The organism is Streptomyces zaehneri (assembly GCF_032248645.1).
Lineage (GTDB): Bacteria > Actinomycetota > Actinomycetes > Streptomycetales > Streptomycetaceae > Streptomyces > Streptomyces coriariae.
Genome location: NZ_JASTTJ010000003.1, coordinates 292,891 through 315,717, shown reverse-complemented (window position 1 = coordinate 315,717; position 22,827 = coordinate 292,891). Strand labels below are relative to the sequence as shown.

The 22,827-nt window shown below is 73.0% G+C and carries 20 protein-coding genes and 1 pseudogene; 10 read left to right on the top strand and 11 right to left on the bottom strand.

The genetic code is table 11. From position 1 onward, the window contains the following. The first annotated feature begins 210 nt into the window (after window positions 1-210). The 4 genes from egtA to egtD are packed head-to-tail and all read left to right on the top strand — an operon-like array spanning window position 211 to window position 4,629. Window positions 211-1,512 (top strand): ergothioneine biosynthesis glutamate--cysteine ligase EgtA, encoded by a 1,302-nt coding sequence (gene egtA, locus QQM72_RS07075; protein ID WP_314219913.1) that lies wholly within the window; start codon window positions 211-213, stop codon window positions 1,510-1,512. Next, the gene (egtB, locus tag QQM72_RS07070; protein WP_314219912.1) at window positions 1,509-2,879 is read left to right on the top strand and encodes an ergothioneine biosynthesis protein EgtB; all 1,371 of its coding nucleotides are present in this window, start codon (window positions 1,509-1,511) and stop codon (window positions 2,877-2,879) included. Before egtA ends, egtB begins: the two co-directional genes overlap by 4 nt. Then, window positions 2,879-3,670 carry an ergothioneine biosynthesis protein EgtC gene (egtC, locus tag QQM72_RS07065; protein WP_314219911.1) on the top strand — a complete coding sequence of 264 codons (792 nt, stop codon included), beginning with the start codon at window positions 2,879-2,881 and terminating at the stop codon, window positions 3,668-3,670. The genes egtB and egtC overlap by 1 nt, the downstream gene beginning before the upstream one ends. Continuing rightward, window positions 3,667-4,629, top strand: a complete 963-nt coding sequence (egtD, locus tag QQM72_RS07060) for an L-histidine N(alpha)-methyltransferase (protein ID WP_314219910.1) — start codon at window positions 3,667-3,669, stop codon at window positions 4,627-4,629. Before egtC ends, egtD begins: the two co-directional genes overlap by 4 nt. A gap of 78 nt (window positions 4,630-4,707) precedes the next feature. On the opposite strand, the gene QQM72_RS07055 is transcribed toward egtD, so the two are convergent. Then, window positions 4,708-5,967 (bottom strand): extracellular solute-binding protein, encoded by a 1,260-nt coding sequence (locus tag QQM72_RS07055; protein ID WP_314219909.1) that lies wholly within the window; start codon window positions 5,965-5,967, stop codon window positions 4,708-4,710. Window positions 5,968-6,197: 230 nt separating this feature from the next. On the opposite strand from QQM72_RS07055, the gene QQM72_RS07050 reads away from it, so the two are divergent. Then, complete coding sequence (locus tag QQM72_RS07050; protein WP_020127554.1) at window positions 6,198-6,413, top strand: dodecin; 216 nt, start codon at window positions 6,198-6,200, stop codon at window positions 6,411-6,413. A gap of 122 nt (window positions 6,414-6,535) precedes the next feature. On the opposite strand, the gene QQM72_RS07045 is transcribed toward QQM72_RS07050, so the two are convergent. Continuing rightward, window positions 6,536-7,027 carry a phosphatase domain-containing protein gene (locus QQM72_RS07045; RefSeq protein ID WP_314219908.1) on the bottom strand — a complete coding sequence of 164 codons (492 nt, stop codon included), beginning with the start codon at window positions 7,025-7,027 and terminating at the stop codon, window positions 6,536-6,538. Between the two features lie 83 nt (window positions 7,028-7,110). On the opposite strand from QQM72_RS07045, the pseudogene QQM72_RS07040 reads away from it, so the two are divergent. The 3 genes and pseudogenes from QQM72_RS07040 to QQM72_RS07030 form a co-directional block, all read left to right on the top strand. Beyond that, a pseudogene (locus tag QQM72_RS07040) lies at window positions 7,111-7,200 on the top strand (50S ribosomal protein L32); the annotation flags it as partial. 89 nt (window positions 7,201-7,289) lie between these two features. Next, window positions 7,290-8,303 carry an LLM class flavin-dependent oxidoreductase gene (locus QQM72_RS07035; protein ID WP_314219907.1) on the top strand — a complete coding sequence of 338 codons (1,014 nt, stop codon included), beginning with the start codon at window positions 7,290-7,292 and terminating at the stop codon, window positions 8,301-8,303. Between the two features lie 112 nt (window positions 8,304-8,415). Beyond that, window positions 8,416-10,785 carry an excinuclease ABC subunit UvrA gene (locus QQM72_RS07030; RefSeq protein ID WP_314219906.1) on the top strand — a complete coding sequence of 790 codons (2,370 nt, stop codon included), beginning with the start codon at window positions 8,416-8,418 and terminating at the stop codon, window positions 10,783-10,785. Here QQM72_RS07030 and QQM72_RS07025 read toward each other — a convergent pair. From QQM72_RS07025 to QQM72_RS07005, 5 genes are all read right to left on the bottom strand, one after another. Then, window positions 10,782-11,759, bottom strand: a complete 978-nt coding sequence (locus QQM72_RS07025) for a lysophospholipid acyltransferase family protein (protein WP_314219905.1) — start codon at window positions 11,757-11,759, stop codon at window positions 10,782-10,784. The two genes, QQM72_RS07030 and QQM72_RS07025, sit on opposite strands and share 4 nt — an antisense overlap. Further along, a complete protein-coding gene (locus QQM72_RS07020) occupies window positions 11,759-12,523 on the bottom strand; it encodes a GNAT family N-acyltransferase (protein WP_399076416.1) in 765 nt (254 codons plus the stop codon). The genes QQM72_RS07025 and QQM72_RS07020 overlap by 1 nt, the downstream gene beginning before the upstream one ends. Before the next feature lie 336 nt (window positions 12,524-12,859). Further along, entirely contained in the window at window positions 12,860-13,609 is a 750-nt protein-coding gene (locus QQM72_RS07015; RefSeq protein WP_314219903.1) for a succinate dehydrogenase/fumarate reductase iron-sulfur subunit, read from the bottom strand. Further along, the gene (locus tag QQM72_RS07010) at window positions 13,606-15,564 is read right to left on the bottom strand and encodes a fumarate reductase/succinate dehydrogenase flavoprotein subunit (RefSeq protein ID WP_314219902.1); all 1,959 of its coding nucleotides are present in this window, start codon (window positions 15,562-15,564) and stop codon (window positions 13,606-13,608) included. Before QQM72_RS07010 ends, QQM72_RS07015 begins: the two co-directional genes overlap by 4 nt. Before the next feature lie 2 nt (window positions 15,565-15,566). After that, window positions 15,567-16,238: a succinate dehydrogenase gene (locus QQM72_RS07005; protein WP_314220148.1), complete on the bottom strand. Its 672-nt coding sequence runs from the start codon at window positions 16,236-16,238 to the stop codon at window positions 15,567-15,569. 131 nt (window positions 16,239-16,369) lie between these two features. Between QQM72_RS07005 and QQM72_RS07000 the strand changes: the two genes are divergently transcribed. Then, a complete protein-coding gene (locus QQM72_RS07000; RefSeq protein WP_267023204.1) occupies window positions 16,370-17,254 on the top strand; it encodes a LysR family transcriptional regulator in 885 nt (294 codons plus the stop codon). A gap of 66 nt (window positions 17,255-17,320) precedes the next feature. Here the strand turns inward: QQM72_RS07000 and QQM72_RS06995 are convergent, their stop codons facing one another. Further along, the gene (locus QQM72_RS06995) at window positions 17,321-18,211 is read right to left on the bottom strand and encodes an NAD(P)H-binding protein (protein WP_314219901.1); all 891 of its coding nucleotides are present in this window, start codon (window positions 18,209-18,211) and stop codon (window positions 17,321-17,323) included. A gap of 122 nt (window positions 18,212-18,333) precedes the next feature. Here QQM72_RS06995 and QQM72_RS06990 point away from each other — a divergent pair, with 122 nt between their 5' ends. Then, entirely contained in the window at window positions 18,334-19,185 is an 852-nt protein-coding gene (locus tag QQM72_RS06990; protein WP_314219900.1) for a LysR family transcriptional regulator, read from the top strand. Between the two features lie 2 nt (window positions 19,186-19,187). Here QQM72_RS06990 and QQM72_RS06985 read toward each other — a convergent pair whose 3' ends face one another. The 3 genes from QQM72_RS06985 to QQM72_RS06975 form a co-directional block, all read right to left on the bottom strand. Then, on the bottom strand, window positions 19,188-19,520 hold the full coding sequence (locus tag QQM72_RS06985) for a nuclear transport factor 2 family protein (RefSeq protein WP_314220147.1): 333 nt from the start codon (window positions 19,518-19,520) through the stop codon (window positions 19,188-19,190). Between the two features lie 233 nt (window positions 19,521-19,753). Beyond that, entirely contained in the window at window positions 19,754-21,889 is a 2,136-nt protein-coding gene (locus tag QQM72_RS06980) for a putative bifunctional diguanylate cyclase/phosphodiesterase (protein ID WP_314219899.1), read from the bottom strand. Continuing rightward, entirely contained in the window at window positions 21,886-22,698 is an 813-nt protein-coding gene (locus tag QQM72_RS06975; RefSeq protein WP_314219898.1) for an SAM-dependent methyltransferase, read from the bottom strand. The genes QQM72_RS06980 and QQM72_RS06975 overlap by 4 nt, the downstream gene beginning before the upstream one ends. Between the last annotated feature and the right edge of the window lie 129 nt (window positions 22,699-22,827).

Below are 22,827 nucleotides of genomic sequence, written 5' to 3'. Positions count from 1 at the left end.
GGACATCGCGTGCAACAGGGTTTTCCGGGCCGGGAAACGCTCCGCGGACCGGTCGGGAACGCCTGGGAAACAGCTCGAACTCAGTCCCGAATGTACGGTTGTGTACCCTTGTGCGGATCCGTTCGAGGGTTTTGGGTGGGACGAGCGATGCCTGTCCGGCCGCACCGAGGCCGGACCGGTGGCATGGTGGAATCTCAGGAGGATCCCGACATGTCCGACTCAGTCAGCGACTGTACCGACGAGACCCCGACCCGCAGCGCCCTCACCGAAGCCGAGGTGGAGGCCCTGGTCAGGGGCATCTGTTTCAAGACCGGACCACCCCGCACCGTCGGGGTCGAGGTGGAATGGCTCGTTCACGAGCCGCGCGAGCCGCGGCTCCCCGTCACACCCGAACGACTCGAAGCGGCCTACGCCGCACTGCGCACCCTGCCGTTGAGCTCACCGCTCACCGTCGAACCCGGCGGCCAGCTGGAACTGAGCTCGCCGCCCGCCGCCTCCCTGATGGAGTGCGTGGGCATCGTCTCCGCCGATCTGACCGCCGTCCGCGCGGTCCTGGCCGAGCAGGGCCTCGCCCTCTCAGGCCACGGCACGGACCCCTGGCGCACACCCCGCCGGTTCCTCCACGAGCCCCGTTACGACGCCATGGAGGCATGCCTCGACCGCACGGGCCCGGCCGGCCGCGCCATGATGTGCACCTCGGCCTCCGTGCAGGTCTGCCTGGACGCCGGGTACGAGGAGCCCGGCCCCCTGGGGCACGGGCGGCGCTGGTTGCTGTCGCACACCCTGGGCGCCGTACTGGTGGCGGCCTTCGCCAACTCCCCGCTGCTCGGCGGCGCCCCCACCGGCTGGCGTTCCACCCGGCAGCTGCTGTGGACGGAGATCGGCGCCGGCCGCGCGGGCGGCCCCCCGCTGGACGGCGATCCGCGCGCGGCCTGGGCCCGGCACGTGCTGGACGCGCCGGTGATGTGCGTCCGGCGCGACAGCGGGCCGTGGGAGGTGCCCGACCGGCTCACCTTCCGGCAGTGGACCCGGACGGGAGCACCGACCCGGGAGGACCTCGACTACCACCTCACCACGCTGTTCCCGCCGGTCAGACCACGCGGCCACCTGGAACTGCGCATGATCGACGCGCAGCCCGGCGACGACGGCTGGATCGTGCCGCTCGCCGTGACGACGGCGCTCTTCGACGACCCGGAGGCCGCCGAGAACGTCTATCGCGCGGTGAAGCCGCTGGCCGAGCGGGCCCGGCCGCTGCCGGCGCCGCACAATCCGCTGTGGATCGACGCGGCCCGGTACGGACTGACCGACCCGGAGCTGCACGAGGTCGCCGTCACCTGCTTCACCACGGCTGTGCGGGCGCTGCCCCGCCTCGGCGCCACCGAGGCGGTGACGGACGCCGTGTCGGGCTACCTCGAGCGGTACGTCCTCCAGGGCCGCACCCCGGCCGACGACCTGCTCGACCGCCTGCGCGGCACGGACACCCGCGCGTACGGGAAGGACCTCCGCACATGACCGACCCCGCCCTGGACACCGGGCAGGCGCTGGACGCCGTTCCCGGACCGGACGACGGCCCCGGCCTGGACGCGGAGACCCTCCGCACCCGGGTGCTGGCCTCCCTCACCACGGCCCGGGAGCGCACCACGCTCCTGACGAGCTGCGTCGAGGAGCCCGACCTCACCGCCCAGCACTCCCCCCTGATGTCCCCCCTGGTGTGGGACCTCGCGCACATCGGGAACCAGGAGGAGCTGTGGCTGCTGCGCACGGTGGCCGGCCGTGAGGCGATGCGCCCCGAGATCGACGGCCTGTACGACGCCTTCGAGCACTCGCGTGCCGAACGGCCCTCCCTGCCGCTGCTGCCGCCGGGCGAGGCCCGCCGGTACGCCGCGGAGGTGCGCGGCCGGGTGATGGACGTGCTGGAGTCCGCCGACTTCGGCGGCACCCGGCTGACGGAGGCCGGTTTCGCCTTCGGGATGATCGCGCAGCACGAACAGCAGCACGACGAGACCATGCTGATCACCCATCAGCTCCGGGCCGGCCCGCAGGCCCTCACCGCGCCCGACCCGGATCCGGTGCCGCTGTTCACCGGCCCGGCCGAGGTCCTCGTGCCCGGCGGCCCGTTCACGATGGGCACCTCCGGTGAGCCCTGGGCGCTGGACAACGAACGGCCCGCGCACCGGCGCGAGGTGGCCCCCTTCCACATCGACACCACCCCGGTGACGAACGGCGCCTACCAGGCGTTCATCGAGGACGGCGGCTACGACGACGAGCGCTGGTGGACGAAGGAGGGCTGGGCGCACGTGCTCCGCAGCGGCATCCGCGCCCCGCTGTTCTGGCACCGGGACGGCGGGCAGTGGCTGCGCCGCCGCTTCGGGGTCACCGAGGTCGTACCGCACGACGAGCCGGTACTGCACGTGTGCTGGTACGAGGCCGACGCCTACGCCCGCTGGGCCGGACGCCGGCTGCCCACCGAGGCGGAGTGGGAGAAGGCGGCCCGCTTCGACCCGGCGACCGGCGGCTCGATGCGCTACCCGTGGGGCGACGCCGAACCCGCCCCCGAACACGCCAACCTGGGCCAGCGCCACCTGCGGCCGGCCCCGGCCGGCAGCTACCCGGCCGGTGCGTCCCCGCTCGGGGTGCGGCAGTTGATCGGCGACGTCTGGGAGTGGACGTCCAGCGACTTCCTTCCCTACCCCGGATTCCGCATGTTCCCGTACAAGGAGTACTCGGAGGTGTTCTTCGGCCCCGAGTACAAGGTGCTGCGCGGCGGTTCGTTCGCGGTGGACCCGGTGGCCTGCCGGGGCACGTTCCGCAACTGGGACTACCCGATCCGGCGGCAGATCTTCTCCGGGTTCCGCACGGCCCGCTCGGGGGCCGTCTGATGTGCCGTCACCTCGCCTACCTGGGGCACGGGGAGCCGCTCGGACGGCTCCTCGTGGAACCCGGGCACAGCCTGTACCGGCAGTCGTGGGCTCCCCGGCGGCAGCGGTACGGGACCGTCAACGCCGACGGTTTCGGGGTGGGTTGGTACGCCGAAGGGGATCCGGTGCCGGCCCGCTACCGCCGGGCCGGACCCATCTGGGCGGACCTGTCCTTCGCCGACCTGGCCCGGGTCGTCCGCAGCCGGGCGCTGCTGGCCGCCGTACGGGACGCGACGCTGGCCGGTGCCGACGCGGAGGCCGCCGCGGCGCCGTACGCGGCCGGGACCTGGCTGTTCAGCCACAACGGGGCGGTCGCGGGCTGGCCGGGCTCACTGGAGTCGCTGACCGGTTCGCTGCCCGCCGCGGACCTGCTGTCGATGGAGGCGCGCAACGACTCCGCGTTCGTCTGGGCGCTGGTCCTGGCCCGGCTGCGGGCCGGCGACACGGGGAGCCAGGCGCTGGCGGACACGGTGCTCGAGGTCGCCGCGTCGGCTCCCGGCTCGCGTCTCAACCTGCTCCTCACCGACGGGGAGTCCATCACCGCCACCGCCTGGGGCGACACCCTCTGGTATCTGGCGGAGCCCGGCCGCGGCACGGTCGTGGCCTCCGAACCGTACGACGACGATCCGCGCTGGCAGGAGGTCCCCGACCGCACCCTGCTCGCGGCGAGCCGCGCCGACGTCCTGCTCACCCCGCTCAAGGAACCGAGCACCGACACGGCATCCGCACCGACCGAGGAGACCGGCACGTGAGCCCGTTCCGCACCACCCGCACCCTCCCCGAGGACGCCACGGACGCCGCGCTGCGCGCCGACGTCCGGCGCGGCCTCACCGACACCCCGAAGACGCTGCCGCCGAAGTGGTTCTACGACGCGCACGGCAGCGAGCTGTTCGAGCAGATCACCGAACTGCCCGAGTACTACCCGACGCGCGCCGAGCGCGAGATCCTCGTGGACCGGGCCGGCGAGATCGCAGCGGCGGCCGGTGCCCGCACGCTCGTCGAACTCGGCTCGGGCTCCTCGGAGAAGACCCGCTACCTGATCGACGCGCTGGCCGGCCTGGACACGTATGTACCCGTCGACGTCAGCGAGAGCGCCCTCACCCAGGCCGGGCAGGCCCTGATCGCCGAGCGGCCGGGACTGAACGTGCACGCCCTGATCGCCGACTTCACGGCGGCACTGGCACTGCCCGACACCCCGGGGCCGCGCCTGGTGGCGTTCCTCGGCGGCACGATCGGCAACCTGCTGCCGGCCGAGCGCGCACTGTTCCTCGCCTCGGTGCGCGCGCTGCTCGCGCCGGGCGACGCGCTGCTGCTGGGCACCGACCTCGTCAAGGACGAGCGGGTGCTGGTGCGGGCGTACGACGACGCGGCCGGCGTGACGGCCGCGTTCAACAAGAACGTGCTGGCCGTGGTCAACCGTGAGCTGGGTGCCGACTTCGACCCCGCGGCCTTCGACCACGTCGCCCTCTGGGACGCGGACAACGAGTGGATCGAGATGCGGCTGCGCTCCCGTACGGCGCAGACCGTGAAGGTTCCCGCGCTCGACCTCGCCGTCGACTTCGCGGCCGGCGAGGAACTGCGCACCGAGGTGTCGGCGAAGTTCCGGGAGGAGGGAGTGCGCGCGGAACTCTCCGCTGCCGGACTGGAGTTGAGTCACTGGTGGACGGACGGCGCGGGCCGCTTCGCGCTGTCACTGAGTACCGCCCGCTGACCACCGCCCACCGAGCACCGAGCACCGAGCACCCGCCGGACCCTGCCCGGTGAGCACCGGGCAGGGCGACCGAGGCCGTCAGAAGGTCACCGTCAGCGCCTGCGTGATCCGGCGGGCGGCGCGGCGGGCCTCGGTCGCCGGTTCGGCGCCGGTGAGCACCTTCGTCATGTAGTCCTTGATCGGGTTGTCCGCCTCGACGGCGGCCCACTCGGGTGTGCTGGGGGTCGCGCGGCCCTGCGCGGCCCCCGCCGCCATGGCCGCGACCCCCTCCTCGCCGGCCACGGACTTCGCCAGCTTCGCCTTGTTCGGCACGTAGTTCATGGTGCGGGCCAGTTCGGTGTCCCACTTGGCGCCGGTGAGCGCGGCGACCACCTCGATGGCGCCCTGTCTGACGTCGGTGTTGCGCGGGACGACGAGGTCGGAGCCGCCGGTGAAGACCGCGCCGGGCCTGCCCGCGCTCTTGCCGGGCACCGGGAAGAAGCCCAACTCGCCGTCCAGGGAGGGATTCTGCTGTACCACCGCGCGGGCCAGTCCGGGCACGGCCACGATCTGCGCCACCTTGCCCGCGGCGAACACCCCTGCCTGGGGCGGGTGTTCCTCGTCCGCCGCCACCGGGCCGCCGCCGAGGGACTGGAGCCGCCGGTAGAAGTCCATGCCGCGCAGGGCGGCCCGGGTGTCGAGGGCGCCCTCCCAGCGGCCGCCGTCCTCGGTGGCGAGGTCGCCGCCCTCGTCCCAGATGAACCCGGCGAGCGTGTACCAGTCCTGCCCGGCCAGGTAGATGCCCTGGTTCCCGTCCGCGTTCAGCTTCTCGGTGGCGGCCAGCCACTCGGCGCGGGTGCGGGGCGCGGCGGTGATGCCGGCCTGCTCGAAGAGGTCCTTGCGGTAGATCACGACCCGGTTCGCGGCGTACCAGGGGATGCCGTACTGGTGGAATCGCTGCTGCCCCGGTTCGGCGAGGCCGGGCAGCCAGTCGTCCCGGCCCCACTTCGCGGCGGACTCCAGGGTCAGGTCGAGCAGTCCGCGGCCGTCGACGTACCGCGGGACCTGGGTGTTGCCGACCTCGATGACGTCCGGCCCGTTCCCGTCGTCGGCCTCCAGCGCGGCCTGTACCTTGCCGCCGATCCCGGTCCACTCCTGGATACGGATGTCGAGGTCGAGATCCGGGTGGTCGTGTTCGAAGTCCTCGGTGAACCGGTCCAGGAACTCCTGCGACGCGCTGTCCTTCATCAGCCACACCGTGACCGTGCGGCGGTCGGGTCCCCCCGTCCCCGGCAGCACACCACAGGCGGTCAGGAAGCAGGCGGACACGCAGAGGAGGGCGAGGAGGCGACGTCTCACGGGGGTCCTGTTCTGCCCGGTGGACAGGGCGAGAGGCCCGACGTGGGGGACGAGCGCGGCGCTCGTACGGGTGCCCCGGATTTTGGTATGGACCAATACAGGGGGTCAAGAGGGACCGGGCGGAAGGGCCCCGTCCGGTCCGACGCCTCGCGCTCCGCCGCAGCTTGGGGCACGGTGGAGTGACGCGTGACACACGTGACGAGGCCGTCACGGTCGAGAGGAGCACCCTGATGTCGAAGCACACCTACCGGGTCACGGAGATCGTCGGCACCTCACCGGACGGCGTCGACGACGCCATCCGCAACGGCATCACCCGCGCCTCGCAGACCCTGCGCAACCTGGACTGGTTCGAGGTGACGCAGGTGCGCGGCCAGATCGAGAACGGCGACATCGCGCACTGGCAGGTGGGCCTGAAGGTCGGCTTCCGCCTGGACGAGTCGGCCTGACGGCGCCCGGCACCCTCCCGAAGGGCCGCGACTTCCCGCACGGCCGAGACTTCCCGAACGGCCTAGACTTCCCGGACGGCCGCGACTTCCCGCACGGCCGAGACTTCCCCCACGGCCGCCCCTCAGGTACGCCCCTCGCCCTCCTGCGCCTGCTTCAGCGCGCCCGAAGGAGCCGTCCAGCGTGCCAGGACGACGGTGAAACCGGCCCGTCGGGCGTCGGCGCACACCAGCTCGTCGTCGTCCACCAGGACCCGCACCTCCCGGTCGCGGGCCAGCCGGCGCAGCACCTCCAGCTTGGTGCGCCTGGCGGGCCTGCGGTCGTCGTTGCGACGCATGTGGACGCGGCCCTCCGGCAGCCCCTGCGCGGCGAGCCACGCCAGTGTGTCGCGCCGGCACCGCTCGGGCCGGCCGGTGAGGTAGACGACCTCGCACTCCTCGGCGCGGGCCAGCACCATCTCGACGCCCTCCGGGATCGGCGGGTCCTGCGGCGCGGCCGCGAAGAACGCGTCCCAGTCGCGCGGGCTGCGCTCCAGGAACCGCTGCCGGTGGGCCGTGTCGGCGAGGGTGTTGTCCAGGTCGAAGACGGCGACGGGTCGCCTGCTGCTGTCGGTCACGCCGTCCACCCTAGACAGCCGGCCCCGGCCGGTCGGGGCGGGCCGGCCACCCGGTCGAACCGCCCCGGCCGGCCCGCGGTTGCTCACTCGTACCGGTCACCGTCGACGGCGTCCGCCGTCTCGTGCACCGGCACCTGGTGACGGCGTACCGGCGCGGCCTGCTGCTCCCCGAGGGCCGACCGGCGTCGGCGCCCGGGCGTTCCCCGCGCGGGGCGTCGCGCCGTGCGGGGAATCCAGCGGGCCCCGCGGTGTTGAACCCCGTATGAGCTCCGTGATCGCCTCGGCCCGCTTCTCCGTCCTCGACCGCTCGCGCACGCGCGAGGGCCACACCGGCGCCGAGGCGCTCCGGGACACCGTGCGGCTGGCTCGGGAGGCGGAGGCGCTGGGCTACCACCGGTTCTGGGTATCGGAGCACCACGGCGTGCCCGGGGTCGCCGGATCGGCGCCCACGGTGCTGGCCGCGGCCGTGGCCGGCGCCACGGACCGGATCCGGGTCGGCACCGGCGGGGTGATGCTGCCCAACCACCGGCCCCTGGTCGTGGCCGAGCAGTTCGGTGTCCTGGAGTCGCTGTTCCCGGGCCGCGTCGACATGGGCCTGGGGCGCTCGGTGGGCTTCACCGACGGGGTGCGCAGGGCGCTGGGACGGGACAAGGACGACGCGGACGACTTCGCGGGACAGCTGCGGGAACTGCTCGGCTGGTTCCTCGGCGGCTCGCCCACGGGCGTGCACGCCCGGCCCTCGGAAGGGCTGACCGTGCCGCCGTTCGTGCTGGCCATGGGCGAGGGCGCGGAGATCGCCGCCCGCGCGGGGCTGCCGATGGTCATCGGCGACCTGCGCGGCCGCGAGAAGATGCGGCGCGGCATCGACCGCTACCGGGCCCTCTTCCGGCCCTCCCCCTGGGCGTCGGAGCCGTATGTGGTCATCTCCGGCACGATCGCGGTGGCCCGCACGCCCGAGGAGGCGCGACGGCTCCTCGTCCCGGAGGCCTGGTCGATGGCGTACTCCCGCACCCACGGCACCTTCCCGCCCCTGCCACCGGCCGAGGAGGCCGGGCTGCGCGCGATGACCGCGAAGGAGCGCGGCTTCTACGAGTCCGGGCTCACCGGCCATCTCGCGGGCACCGAGGAGCAGGTCGCGGCCGAGCTGGAGACGGTGCTGAAGGAGACGGGGGCGCAGGAGGTCCTGGTCACCACCAGCACCTACGACCGGGCCGCGCTGCTGGACTCCTACCGGCGGCTCGCCGGGATCGTGCACGCGGAGCGCGGCGGCGGCTGACGGCCGGCCCCGAGCCGGTCACCGGGCGCCATACACCCCGCGCGCATAGGATTGCGGGGTTTGTCCCGCCCCGCGCCGGCCGCGCAGCCGAAGACCCGTACGGAGTTCCCCCATGCCGAGCCCACCCGAGCCGCACGGCGGCGAGCCGTCCACGAAGGACGGGTACATCCGGGTCCGGGGAGCCCGCGAGCACAACCTGCGGGGCGTGGACGTCGACGTCCCGCGCGACGTGGTGGCCGTGTTCACGGGGGTGTCCGGCTCCGGGAAGTCGTCGCTGGCGTTCGGGACGATCTACGCGGAGGCCCAGCGCCGCTACTTCGAGTCGGTCGCGCCGTACGCGCGGCGGCTGATCCACCAGGTCGGCGCGCCGAAGGTCGGTGAGATCACCGGGCTGCCCCCGGCGGTCTCGCTCCAGCAGCGCCGCTCGACGCCCACCTCGCGCTCGTCGGTGGGCACGGTCACGAACCTGTCGAACTCGCTGCGGATGCTCTTCTCCCGGGCGGGCGACTACCCGCCGGGCGCGGAGCGCCTCGACTCGGACGCCTTCTCCCCCAACACGGCGGCCGGGGCCTGCCCCGAGTGCCACGGCCTCGGCGAAGTGCACCGCACCACCGAGGAGTCGCTGGTACCGGACCCGTCGCTGTCCGTCCGCGAGGGCGCGATCGCCGCCTGGCCGGGTGCCTGGCAGGGCAAGAACCTGCGGGACATCCTGGACACACTCGGCCACGACGTCGACATCCCGTGGCGCGAACTGCCCGCCGAGCAGCGGGAGTGGATCCTGTTCACGGACGAGCAGCCGGTGGTGACGGTCCACCCGGTGCGGGACGCGGACCGTATCCAACGTCCCTACCAGGGCACCTATATGAGCGCCCACCGCTATGTGATGAAGACCTTCGCGGACTCCAGGAGCCAGACCCTGCGGGCCAGGGCGGAACGCTTCCTGACGGCCGCCCCCTGTCCGGCGTGCGCCGGCGGCCGGCTGCGGCCGGAGTCGCTCGCCGTGACCTTCGCGGGCCGCACGATCGCGGAACTGGCCGCGCTGCCGCTGGCGGAACTGGCCAGGCTGCTCGAGGGGACGACCGAGACGGCCCGTGTCCTCACCGACGACCTCCGCACCCGGATCGCGCCCGTCCTCGAACTCGGACTCGGTTATCTCGGTCTGGACCGCGCCACCCCCACCCTGTCGGCGGGCGAACTCCAGCGGCTGCGGATCGCGACCCAGCTGCGCTCCGGGCTGTTCGGCGTGGTGTACGTGCTCGACGAGCCGTCGGCGGGACTGCACCCGGCGGACACGGAGGCCCTGCTCACGGTGCTGGAGCGGCTGAAGGCGGCGGGCAACTCGGTGTTCGTGGTGGAACACCGGCTGGACGTGATGCGCGCCGCCGACTGGCTGGTGGACGTGGGCCCGCGGGCGGGCGAGCACGGCGGGCGGGTGCTGCACAGCGGCCCGGTGGCCGGCCTGGCGTCGGTCGCGGAGTCGGCGACGGCACGCTTCCTGTTCGGCCGCTCTTTGGCACCCGTACGGGAAGTCCGCTCCGCCCGGGGCCGGTTGACGGTCGGTCCGGTGACCCGGCACAACCTGCGCGGGGTGACCGCGGAGTTCGGGCTGGGCGTGTTCACGGCGGTGACCGGCGTCTCGGGCTCGGGAAAGTCGACGCTCGTCGGGGAGATCACGCAGGACCTGCCCGGCGTGGGCCGGCTCGTCGCGGTCGACCAGAGGCCGATCGGCCGCACCCCGCGCTCGAACCTGGCCACGTACACGGGCCTGTTCGACGTGGTCCGCAGGGTCTTCGCGGCGACGGACGCGGCCCGGACCAGGAAGTACGGCGTCGGCCGGTTCTCCTTCAACGTGGCGGGAGGACGGTGCGAGACCTGTCAGGGCGAGGGTTTCGTGAGCGTCGAACTCCTCTTCCTGCCCAGCACGTACGCGCCCTGTCCGGACTGCGGCGGGGCCCGCTACAACGCCGGGACACTCGAAGTGACCTACCGGGACCGGAACATCGCGCAGGTGCTGGACCTGACGGTGGAGTCGGCGGCGGACTTCTTCGCCGACGTCCCGGCCGTCTCGCGCGCTCTGGCGACCCTCCTCGACGTGGGCCTCGGCTATCTGCGCCTCGGCCAGCCGGCGACGGAACTCTCCGGCGGCGAGGCCCAACGCATCAAGCTGGCCGCCGAGTTGCAGCGCGGCCGCCGCGGCCACACGCTCTACCTCCTCGACGAACCCACGGCCGGTCTCCACCCGGCCGACGTCGAGGTCCTCATGCGGCAGCTGCACGGCCTGGTCGACGCCGGGCACACCGTGATCGTCGTCGAGCACGACATGTCCGTGGTGGCGGGCGCCGACCGGGTGATCGACCTCGGGCCCGGCGGCGGCGACGCGGGCGGGCGGATCGTGGCGACGGGGACGCCGCAGGAGGTGGCGGCGGCCGAGGAGAGCACGACGGCGCCGTATCTGCGCCGGGTGCTGGGCACGCTCCGCTAGCCTCGCTGCTCCCGCCGGGCCCGGTGGTGGTCCACCAGGGTCTCCTCGATCGGCCGGCAGGTGAGGCCCGGTTCCTCGGTGCTTCTGCGGTTGTCGACACGGAAGCGGATGCCGAGGTGATTGCGGAGGTACTCCCGGGAGAGGCCGAAGGCGGGGCCGAGGATCCGCACCGGCCAGTGCCGGCGCTCGGGCGGGCCGTCCAGGACCTGGGCGCCGGCGGCCGCGGCCAGCGCCCTGCGGTCGGGGTGGCTGCCCGGCGCGAGCGCGGGCAGGACCTCGACCTCCGCCACCAGGCCCCGTGCCGACACCACCCGCCACAGCGAGGCGAGCAGCGGGTCGTCGCCGACGAACGCGGCCACGGTGCTGGCCGCTCCCGCGCGGTCCCGGTAGCGGATGCGTACGGGCTGCACCGGCACCCGGGCGTCCAGGGCGGCCTGGAACACCGCCCGCCGGAAGTGCCCCTGGGCCCGGCCGCACCAGGTGCTCCCCTCCGGGAACACCGCCACCGCCCGCCCGGCGCGCAGGGCCTCGGCGATCGTGGCGACCGTGGCGGGCAGGGCCCGCAGCCGGTCGCGGTCGATGAACAGGACACCGCCGCGCGCCACCAGCGTGCCCGCCACCGGCCACCTGCGGATCTCGTCCTTGGCGAGCATCCCGGCCGGGCGGACGGCGGCCAGCAGCGGGATGTCCAGCCAGGAGATGTGGTTCGCGACCAGCAGCAGCCCGGTGCCGGTGGGCGCGGTCGCGCCGGTCACCCGGACCCGCACCCCCGCCGCCCTGACGACGGTCAGGCTCCAGTACCGCACGACGCGGGACGGGAACCGACCGCCGACCGGCGCCAGCACCACCCCGACCAGGACCAGCACGACCACCGCCGTGAGCCGCAGCACGGCCCGGGGCACGGTCGTGAGGCTCGCCGTCGTCTCCACGCACGCCCGCGGGGTGCAGGGCGCGCTGGGCAGCCAGCCGCTCATCAGGCCGGGACGAGCGAGAGGAAGTGCCGCAGGTAGCGAGGGTTGACCCGGCTCATCGGCAGCAGCACATACAGGTCGGCGACGCCGAAGTCGGGGTCGTGGGCGGGCTCCCCGCACACCCAGGCGCCGAGGCGCAGGTAGCCGCGCAGCAGCGCCGGGAGTTCGGTGCGGGCGGCCGGGCCGGTGCCGTTCGTGGTCCAGGGCCGCAGCGGCCGTACCCGGTACTCCGGCGGGGCGAGGTGCCTGTCGCGCACCCGGTCCCAGGTCGCCGTCGCCAGCGTGCCGCCGTCGGCCAGCGGGACGGAGCAGCAGCCGGCCAGCCACTCGTGGCCGCGGTCCACCATGTAGCGGGCTATGCCGGCCCAGATGAGCCCGATGACGGCGCCGTCCCGGTGGTCGGGGTGCACGCACGAGCGGCCGACCTCGACCAGGCCGGGCCGGATCGCGTCGAGCGGTCCGAGGTCGAACTCGCCCTCCGAGTAGAGCCGTCCGGCGATCGCGGCCCGCTCGGGCGGCAGCAGCCGGTAGGTGCCGACCACCTCGCCGGTGGCGTTGTCGCGGATGAGCAGGTGATCGCAGTACGCGTCGAAGGCGTCCGTGTCCAGGCCCGGTTCCGGGCCGTCGAGCCGGGCGCCCAGCTCCCCGGCGAACACCTGGTGGCGCAGCCGTTGCGCGGCCCGGACGTCGTCCTGGTCGCGGGCGAGCGAGACGCGATAGCCGGAACCGACGGGCGGCGCGGCGAGAGCGGGGGGTGCGACGGGCATGGCGGTCATGGAGGTCTCCTGCGCCGAGCGGAAGAAGCATGGGGACGGTGCACGGGGAATCCGCACCTGCTTTCTTCCGCGCCCGGCTGGCCTCGGCGTGACCGGCGCGGGGCCCGTGGATGTGCGGCTGCTGAATCCCGGGAGTCACCGCCCGCCCCGCGCCGCGGATGCCTGGCGGGGCCGGGGATGAGCACCACTCCCGGCCCCGCCCGTCCGCACCTTGTCGGCGAACGTCTCTTCGCGCAGCGGGCGTCGGAGCGGCCCGAGGAGTGCGGGGAGCCGCGCGACCGGCCCGTGCGGACCGGCAGCCCCGAGAACCACGCTCCGCCTGCGGCACTACCGCTTCGTGACCTTCCGGGTGGCCCGCAGCCACTCCTTGTTCATGCCGGTGATGGACACCAGCGGGATGCCCTTCGGGCAGGCGGTCGCGCACTCGCCCGCCAGCGTGCAGCCGCCGAACCCCTCCTCGTCCATCTGCGCCACCATGTCCAGCACCCGGGTCTCCCGCTCGGGCGCGCCCTGGGGCAGCACGTTGAGGTGGTTGACCTTGGCGGAGGTGAACAGCATCGCCGCGCCGTTCGGGCAGGCGGCGACGCACGCCCCGCAGCCGATGCACTCGGCGTGCTCGAAGGCGAAGTCGGCGTCGGGCTTGGGCACGGGCGTCGCGTGGGCCTCGGGGGCGGCTCCGGTCGGGGCGGTGACGTACCCGCCGGCCTGGATGATCCGGTCGAAGGCGCTGCGGTCGACCACCAGGTCCTTGACGACCGGGAAGGCGGCGGCCCGCCACGGCTCGACGTCGATCGTGTCGCCGTCCCGGAAGGACCGCATGTGCAGCTGACAGGTGGTGGTCCGTTCCGGGCCGTGCGCGTCGCCGTTGATGACGAGCGAGCACGCGCCGCAGATGCCCTCGCGGCAGTCGTGGTCGAAGGCGACCGGGTCGTCGCCGCGCAGGATGAGCTCCTCGTTGAGGGTGTCGAGCATCTCCAGGAAGGACATGTCGGGTGAGATGCCGTCCACCTCGTACGTGGACATGGCGCCGTCGGCGTCCGCGTTCTTCTGCCGCCAGACGCGCAGGTTGAGCCTCATGCGTAGCTCCGCTGGGTGGGGTGGACGTACTCGAAGACCAGGTCTTCCCGGTGCAGGGCCGGGGCCTCGCCGGTCCCGGTGAACTCCCAGGCGGCCGCGTACCCGAACTCCTCGTCCCGCCGGGCCGCCTCACCGTCCGGGGTCTGCGACTCCTCGCGGAAGTGGCCGCCGCAGGACTCGGCGCGGTGCAGCGCGTCGAGGCACATCAGCTCGGCGAGTTCCAGGTAGTCGACGACGCGGTTGGCCTTCTCCAGGGACTGGTTGAACTCCTCGCCGGTGCCGGGCACCTTGACGCGCCGCCAGAACTCCTCGCGGATCTGCGGGATGCGGCTCAGGGCCTTGCGCAGACCGGCGTCGGTGCGGGCCATGCCGCAGAACTCCCACATGAGTTCGCCGACCTCGCGGTGGAAGGAGTCCGGGGTGCGGTCGCCGTCGACCGAGAGCAGCAGGTTCAGGCGGTCCTGGGTCTGCGCCAGCACCTCCTGGACGACGGGGTGTTCGAGGGTCACCTCGTCCTGGTGCGGGTTGCGGGCGAGGTAGTCGTTGATGGTGGCCGGCAGCACGAAGTAGCCGTCGGCCAGCCCCTGCATCAGCGCGGAGGCGCCGAGGCGGTTGGCCCCGTGGTCGGAGAAGTTGGCCTCGCCGATCGCGAACAGGCCGGGGACGGTGGTCTGGAGGTCGTAGTCGACCCACAGCCCGCCCATCGTGTAGTGCACCGCCGGGTAGATCCGCATCGGGACCTCGTACGGATCCTCGTCGGTGATCCGCTGGTACATGTCGAAGAGGTTGCCGTACCTGGCCTCGACGGCCTCGCGGCCCATGCGCGCGATGGCGTCGGCGAAGTCGAGGTACACGCCCTGTCCGCCGGGGCCGACGCCCTTGCCCTCGTCGCAGACGTTCTTGGCGGCGCGGGAGGCGATGTCCCGTGGGACCAGGTTGCCGAAGGCCGGGTAGATGCGCTCCAGGTAGTAGTCGCGCTCCTCCTCGGGGATGCGGTTCGGCGGACGGTCGTCGCCCTTGGCCTTCGGCACCCAGATCCGGCCGTCGTTGCGCAGCGACTCGCTCATCAGCGTCAGCTTCGACTGGTGGTCGCCGGTGCGCGGGATGCAGGTCGGGTGGATCTGCGTGAAGCAGGGGTTGGCGAAGTAGGCGCCTCGCCGGTGCGCCCGCCAGATCGCGGTGGCGTTGGAGTTCATGGCGTTGGTCGACAGGTAGAAGACGTTTCCGTAGCCGCCGCTCGCCAGGACGACGGCGTCCGCGAAGTAGGTGCCGATCCTCCCGGTGATCAGGTCCCGGGCCACGATCCCGCGCGCCCGCCCGTCCACGACGATCAGGTCGAGCATCTCGGTGCGCGGGTGCATCTCGATGTTGCCGGCGGCGATCTGCCTGCTGAGGGCCTGGTAGGCGCCCAGCAGGAGCTGCTGGCCCGTCTGGCCGCGGGCGTAGAAGGTCCGCGAGACCTGTACGCCGCCGAACGAACGTGTGTCGAGCAGCCCGCCGTACTCGCGCGCGAAGGGCACGCCCTGCGCCACGCACTGGTCGATGATCTCGACCGAGATCTGCGCGAGCCGGTGCACGTTGGACTCCCGGGCCCGGAAGTCGCCGCCCTTGACGGTGTCGTAGAACAGGCGGTGGACGGAGTCGCCGTCGTTGCGGTAGTTCTTCGCCGCGTTGATGCCGCCCTGCGCGGCGATGGAGTGGGCGCGGCGCGGGGAGTCCTGGTAGCAGAACTGGACCACGTGGTAGCCCTGTTCGGCGAGGGTGGCGCCGGCCGAGCCGCCCGCGAGGCCGGTGCCCACGACGATGACCGTGTGCTTGCGCCGGTTGGCCGGGTTGACCAGCCTGGCCTCGAAGCGGCGCTTGTCCCAGCGCTCGGCGACGGGGCCGGAAGGGGCCTTGGTGTCGACGACCGGCTCACCGGTCCGGTAGTCCGCGTAGGCGGAGAAGTCGGTCATGTTCAGCTCACCACTCCGGTCATGACGCCCACGGGTACGGCGAGGAAGCCGGCCGTGAGCAGCAGCGCGAGGACGTCGGCGACGGTCCTGAGGGCGCGGTCGCGGGTGCGGCTGCCGACGCCGAGGGTCTGGGCGGCGCTCCAGAAACCGTGCCGGACGTGCAGCCCGACGGCGAGCATCGCCACGATGTAGATGACGTTGCCGTACCAGGTGGAGAAGGTGTCCACGACGTTCTGGTACGGGTGGCCCTCCTGGAAGCCGCCGCTGTGCACGGTGCCGGTGGTCAGGTCGAGGATGTGCCACACGATGAACAGGGCCAGGATGATGCCGCCCCAGCGCATGGTGCGGGTGGCGTAGCTCGCCCGTGCCTTCTTGTGCACGTACTTGCCGGGCCGCGCCCTGATGTCGCGGCGGCTGAGCTGGTACGCGGAGACGGCGTGCGCGACCACCGCGACGACCAGCACGACGCGCACGAGCCAGAGCGCCCACTCGTAGTGCATGAACGGTTCGCCCATGGTGCGCAGCCAGTGGGCGTAGTGGTTGAACTCCTCCGCGCCGAAGAAGATCTTCAGATTGCCGATGACGTGGACGACCAGGTACAGCAGCATGATCATGCCGCTGACCGCCATCACCGTCTTCTTGCCGACGGAGGAGTCCCACACGGTGCGCGCCATGGACGGCCGTCGGTCCGTCCGCGTTGCCAGAGCCATGGGTCAAGACGCTAGGGCCGGACCACCCCATCGGTCCAAGACATGGTCCGCCTCGATTCCATAGTCCGCGGCTATCGCCGACGTAGGCTGGGGGCATGCAGTTCCAGCAGCTCCAGTACTTCGTGGCGGTCGCCGAGACCCGGCACTTCACCCGGGCCGCCGAGCTCGTGCATGTCGCGCAGCCCTCACTGTCGCAGCAGATCAAGGCGCTGGAAAGGGAGTTGGGGGCGGATCTGTTCCTGCGGGCGCGCGGCAACATCACGCTCACCGACGCGGGCGAGGCGCTGCTGCCGCTGGCGCGGCGGATCCTCGCGGACACGGAGACCGCCCGGTACGAGGTGCAGGAGCTGGTGCAGCTGCGCAGCGGGCGGGTGCGGCTCGGGGCGACGCCGAGCCTGTGCACGGGTCTGCTGCCGGACGTGCTGCGCGCCTTCCACGACCGCTATCCGGGGATCCGGCTGCTGATCGAGGAGGGCGGCTCGCACGACCTCGTCCGGGAGCTGGCCCGCGGCGCCCTCGACCTCGCCCTGGTCGTCCTGCCCCTGCCGACGCCGTCCCCGGCCCTGACGACCGTGGAACTGCTGCGCGAGGACCTGGTGGTGGTGTCCTCCCCGGAGGCCTCCCGGCCGGGGAACGGGCGGCGGACCGTACGGATCGCCGACCTGGAGGGCGAGCGTCTGGTGATGTTCCGGCACGGCTACGACCTGCGGGAACTGACCGTGGCCGCATGCCGGGCCGAGGGGTTCGAGCCGGACTTCGCGGTGGAGGGCGGGGAGATGGACGCGGTGCTCGGGTTCGTCCGGGCCGGGCTGGGGGTGGCCGTCGTCCCCCGGATGGTGGCCGCCCGCTCGGGCCGGGGACTGCGGGTCACCCCGCTCGCCCGTCCCGGCCTGCACCGCGCGATCGCCCTCGCACACCGCAGCGATGTGGCTCCGCCGAGGGCGGCCCGGGAACTCCAGCGGATGCTGCTGGAACGCTGAGCAGCGCCCACGCCCGGCCCCTCACCCGCGAGGCTGCGCCGGCGAGGCGGCGACTGCCCGGCGGTGTCAGCCGTGAGCGGCCGGCTTCAGTACCTCCTCGCACCACTGGCGGAAGCTCGTGGGTGCGGTGTCGGGGGTGCTGGGCCGGGTGGCGCCGTAGAAGCCCTGGGTGTTCTGGGCGTGCATCATGTCGGCCACGCCCTGCGCCCAGGCCTCGGTGGCGCCGAAGCCCGTCAGCCTCGTCTTCAGCTCGGCGACGGTGATCCGCCGGACCCGTACGGGCCGGTCCAGCACCTCGGAGACGACCCGGGCCATGCCCTCGGGGGTGAGGGCGTCGGGGCCCACCAGCGGAACGTCCTCGTATGCGGTCCAGGAGTCGTCCAGGACCAGCCGGGCCGCCTCGGCGGCGACGTCCCGGACGGCGCAGGTGCGCACCACGCGATCCGGCGCGAGCGCCTCCGACCACACACCCTCGGCGCGGATCGAGGCCGTCTGGCGGAGCAGGTTCTCCATCAGCGACGGTGGACACAGCGCCCGGTAGTGCACGCCCGTGGCGGCGATCGCCTCGTCCATGGCCAGCGACGCCGAGATCTGCCCGGCGTTCTCGGCGACGCCCCGGCCCAGGGTCGAGACGGCCACGACCCGCTCGACGCCCTGCCCCTCGATCACCTCGCACAGCGGCTCGGTGAAGGCACGGAAGTGGCCCTCGACGCTGTCCGCCCCGGGCGTCGGGGGCACCAGCCAGAAGATCCGGTCGGCGCCCTCGCACGCCTCCTTCAGGACTGCGGGGTCGGCGTGGGACCCCTGGACGACCTCGACGCGTTCGCGGGTCCGCGGGGAGAGCCTGGCGGGGTCGCGGACGATCACCCGGACCGGTGGCGCGCCGTTGCCGGCGTCGAGCACACGGGCCAGGACCTCGCGGCCGATCTGGCCGGTGGGAGTGGTGATGACGATCATGAACTGCTCCGGAGATCGCGGTGGTCGGTACGCGTCGAGCCTGCTGCCCCGCGCGTCGGAACTGAAGGACCGATCGGATCGCGGTTGTTACCCTCAGGGCAATACCGATCGGAGGGCCGCCCATGGAGTCCCGCCCGCTGCGCTACTTCGTCGCCGTCGCCGAGGAGCTCAACTTCGCCCGCGCCGCCGACCGGCTGGGCATCTCGCCGCCGCCGCTGTCCCGGGCGATCCGCCAGTTGGAGACGGAGCTGGGGGCGGTCCTGTTCGAGCGGACCACGCACAGCGTGTCACTGACCCCGGCGGGCGAAGTCCTGCTGGTGGAGGCCCGGTTCGCGCTGACCGCGCTGGAGGCCGCGGGGCGACGGGCCCGGCGGGCCGCCGCCCCCGAGCCGAAGCTGGCACTGGCGGTGAAGGCCGACGGGGACGCCGGACTGCTGGAGGGGATCCTCGCCCGGTACGCGTCCGACCCCGCGGCGGTGCCGGTCGCCGTCCGGCTGTGCGCCTGGCACGAGCAGTCCCGGCTGCTGTGCCGGGGCGAGGCCGATGTGGCCCTGGTCTACGAGCCGTACGACCGCACCGGCCTGGACACGGAGGACCTGGCCGCCGAGCCGCGCGTCGCCGCCCTCGCCGTGAGTCATCCGCTCGCCGCCCGGGTCGCGTTGTGCCTCGCCGACCTGGGGCTGCGCCCGGACGAGGCGCACCGCTACATCGACGAGGTCCGCGGCCGGGGCCAGGACCTCGCCCAGCTCCTCACGCTGGTGGGCCTCGGCGAGGTCGTCGCCCTGCTGCCCGCGTCCGTCGCCGACCGCTATCCCCGGCCGGGCGTCGTCTACCGCCCGGTCCTGGACGCGCCTCCTGCCGTCCTGGCCGTCGCGTGGCCGCAGCAGTCCCGCTCACCGGCCACGGCGGCGCTGGTGCGGGCCGCCGTCTCCGTGGCCGAGGAGGCCCGCGAACGCGAGCGCGAGGCGGGCTGACGCTACGCGGCCTCGGGCGGCACCGGGGTCCCCTGGTGGTAGTACATCCGCCAGCCCGTCTCCTCGCTGCGCTTGCGCCACAGCGAACTGCGCCGGGCGTGCAGGCCGTCGAAGTCCGTCTCGTAGGTGAGGTGGATCAGGCCGGGCGCCAGGAGGACGCCCTCGATGGCCGACGGCCGGTAGCGGGGGCCGCCCCGCGAACCGCCCGAGTGCTCGGGCAGCCAGGCCGGCATGTCCTCGTACGTGTAGCGGCGGCCCGAGGAGCCGACCTCGACGAACTCGGGGTCGAGCAGCCGCTCGAAGAGGGCCCGGGAGGCACGCACGGCGGGGTCCATCAGGGCCAGCTCACCGGCGATCACCTCGTCCAAGCCGCCCTCCACGCCCCCGTCCGAGCCGCCCTCCGAGCCGCCGTCCACGCCGTCCTCCGCGCCCTCGTTCACGTCGTCGCTCGCGTCACGGTACGCGTCGTCGTCCCCGTCCCGTGCGTGGGTCACCTGTCCGTCTTCGTGGGTGACCCACGCGCTCCCGCGCCCGGGTTGTGGACCCGGTTGTCGACCCGGTTGTCCGCTCACCCCGTCGCGTCCACCAGGGCCAGCTGGTGGAGCCGGTCCGGCGGGCCCGGGCGGGCGTAGTACCAGCCCTGGGCCGTGTCGCAGCCCAGTATCCGCAGCTGCTCGGCCTGCGCGCCGGTCTCCACGCCCTCCACCGTGACCGCGAGGTTCAGGCTGTGGGCGAGCGAGACGATCCCCTCGACGATCTTGAGGTCGACGGGGTCCGCCGGGAACTGCTGCATGCCCTGGGTGAAGGAGCGGTCCAGCTTGAGCACGCTCACCGGGAGCCGCCGCAGGTTGGCCAGGTTGGAGTAGCCGGTGCCGAAGTCGTCCAGCGCGATGTCGACGCCCATCTCGGCGAGCCGGCGCAGCGGCTTGAGCAGGTCGTCGTCGGCGCCGATCAACGCCGACTCCGTCACCTCCAGGCACAGGGCCTGCGGTGCGACACCCGCGCGCTCCAGGATGTCGACGGTGTCCTGCACCAGACCGGGATGGGTGAGCTGGCACGGGGAGAGGTTGACGTTGATCCGGAGGGGATCCGTGTCGCCGCCCCGCTCCCGCCACTCGCCTACCTGGCGGACCGACTCCTCCAGGACCCAGCGGCCCAGCGGCACGATCAGCCCGGTGTGCTCGGCGAGCGGGATGAACCGGTCGGGACCGAGCACCCCGTGCTGCGGATGCAGCCAGCGCACCAGGGCCTCCGCGCCGCGCACACTGCCGTCGCCGAGGTGGACGAGCGGCTGGTACTCGATGAAGAACTCGCCGCGGTCGAGGGCCGCCGGCAGCGCGGTGGTCAGGCCGTGGCGGGTGATCGCGCGGGCGTCGGCCTCCGGGTCGGCGAGCTCGAAGCGGTTGCCGCCCGCCGACTTGGCCCGGTACATGGTGATGTCGGCGCTGCGCAGCACCTCCGCCGCGCTGCGCTCCCCCGCCGGCCCCTCGACGATGCCGATGCTGCCGCGCACGGTCAGCTCCCGGCCGTCGATGCGCACCGGCGCGATCAGGGCGTTCATGATGCGCGCGGCCAGGTCGTCGACCTCGCGGCGGGTGTCGGGGCCGGTGGTCAGCGCCACGAACTCGTCGCCACCGAGGCGCGCGACCATCTCGCCGGGCGCGGTGGCGCAGGACTGGAGCCGGTCGGCGACCTCGACCAGCAGCCGGTCGCCGGCCGCGTGCCCGAGACTGTCGTTGATGGTCTTGAAGCCGTCCAGGTCGAGGTAGCACAGACCGAAGCGCTGCCCCGGGCCGGCGCCGAGCGCCTTCTCCAGGCGTTCGAAGAACAGGGTGCGGTTGGGCAGGCCGGTGAGCGCGTCGTGGGTGGCCTCGTAGCGCAGCCGCAGGTTGAGCAGCCGGCGCTCGGTGGTGTCCTCCATCAGGGCCAGCGAGTACTGCGGTTCGCCGTCCGCGTCCCGTAGCAGGGAGACCGTCAGGTTGGTCCACAGGGCCGTTCCGTCGGGGCGGCTGAACGCCTTCTCGGTGTGGTAGTGCTCCCGTTCGCCGCGGACCAGCTCGTCGTACAGCTTCCAGGTCTGGGGCGCGTCCTCGGGATGGGTCAGGTCCTGGACCTTACGGCGGCGCAGGGTCTGCTCCGAGCCGCCGAACATGCGCAGCATCGCCCCGTTGACCTGGAGGACGTTGCCTTCCAGGTCGGCGATGCCGATTCCTATCGCGGCCCCCTCGAAGACCGCGCGGAAGCGGGCCTCGCTCGCGTGCAGCGCCTGCGCGACCACGCCCTGGGCCCGCAGCGCGGCCTGGGCGATGGCCTCCTGTTCGGCGAGCGTGCGCTCGCGCAGCGCCTGCGCGTAGCCGGCCGCCATGGCGTGCTGGAGCCTGGCGGCGCGGGCCCGCAGATCCTCCCGGGGGCCGTCCTCGCCGCAGTAGAGCACCAGATAGGCGTCGACGCAGTCGAGGGAGCGGCTGAGCGCCTCGGGGTCGGTGCAGTGCGCGTCGACGAGGGCGGCGCCGACCGCCTTGCCCGTGTCGGCGTCGAGGGCGCGCTCCAGCAGTGCGCCACGCAACCGGCGCGCCAGCGGCAGGAGTTGCTCCTCCAGTTCGGACCGGGTCAGCGAGGTCGAGGTCACCGGGAACACCGACCGGCTCCAGATCGTCGCGAACCGCCGCAGTCTGTCCTCCGGCCCGTCCGGCTCGGCGGTCACGCCGTACGCCCCACGCCGGCGAAACCGGAGAAGGCCCATGGGTCCTCGTCCTCCGGCGCCGTGTCCGGCCGCCAGTGCGGCATCGGCACCAGTCCGGGTTCCACCATGTCGTACCCCTCGAAGAACCGCGCGATCTCGTCGCGCGAGCGCATGATCAGCGGGTTGCGGATGCCCTTGTACACGTCCACCGCGCCCCCGGCCCGCTCGGGTGGCAGTGGGATTCCCTCGTACGAGGCATGGGTGAGCAGGAGCAGACTGCCGGGCGCGAGCGCCGCGGTGAGCTCGGCCACCGCCGCGAACGGGTCGTCCGCGTCCTCCACGAAATGCAGTACCGCGACGAGCAGCAGCGCCACCGGCCGCTCCAGGTCGATCAGTCGCGCCACCTGCGGACTGCTCAGGATCTCCTGCGGCTTGCGCAGATCGGCGGCCACGACATCGGCGTCGGCGTTGCCGGCCAGCACCGCCTCGCTGTGCGCGACGGCCACCGGATCGTGGTCGACGTAGACCACGCGGGCGCCAGGGCTCACCGTCTGGGCGACCTCGTGCACATTGCCGAAGGTGGGGATGCCTGAGCCGATGTCGAGGAACTGGGTGACGCCCTCGTCTGCCGCGTACCGCACGGCGCGGCGCATGAACGCCCGGTTCGCCTGGCTGATCTTCGGAAGTCCCGGCAGGAACTCCATGGCCTTGCGGGCCGCTTCCCGGTCGACCTCGAAGTTGTGCGAGCCGCCCAGGTAGTGGTCGTAGATCCGCGAGACGCTGGGCACCGAGATGTCGATGCTCCGAGGGGCCCAGGCGGGTCGCTCCATCTATCTCTCCAAGGCGTAGGCGATCCGGTGTTCGAGCTGAGGCTACTGATCGCCCGCCAAAGGGGCGAGTGGAAACGGAAATTGACCGTCCGTTCCCGGTCACTGCCTGCGGCACGTGCCGATTCGACG